Genomic DNA, 443 nt, shown 5'->3' on the forward strand with positions numbered 1-443 from the left:
TCGAAATCGAAATAAATTAAAAAGTTGGTGATGATATGGATCGAACGAAACAATCGCTCAATGTCTTTGTCGGAATGAATAGGGCGTTAGACACATTAGAGCAAATTACAAAAGAAGACGTAAAGCGATATGGCTTAAATATTACTGAATTTGCAGTGCTCGAGTTGCTTTATAATAAAGGTCCGCAACCAATTCAACGTATTAGAGACCGCGTATTAATTGCAAGTAGCAGCATTTCATATGTTGTAAGTCAATTAGAGGACAAAGGTTGGATTACACGTGAAAAGGATAAAGATGATAAACGTGTATATATGGCTTGTTTAACTGAAAAAGGTCAAAGTCAAATGGCAGATATTTTCCCTAAGCATGCTGAGACATTAACAAAAGCGTTTGATGTGTTAACAAAGGATGAATTAACAATCTTACAACAAGCGTTTAAGAAA

General features: G+C 34.8%; 1 protein-coding gene. It reads left to right on the forward strand.

The window, feature by feature from the left end; genetic code table 11:
* Window positions 1–35: 35 nt before the first annotated feature.
* Window positions 36–443: MarR family transcriptional regulator MhqR (gene mhqR, locus IDG60_RS02665; RefSeq protein ID WP_206160471.1), on the forward strand; the 408-nt coding region annotated here is incomplete at its 3' end.

The organism is Staphylococcus sp. EG-SA-2, from assembly GCF_017152085.1.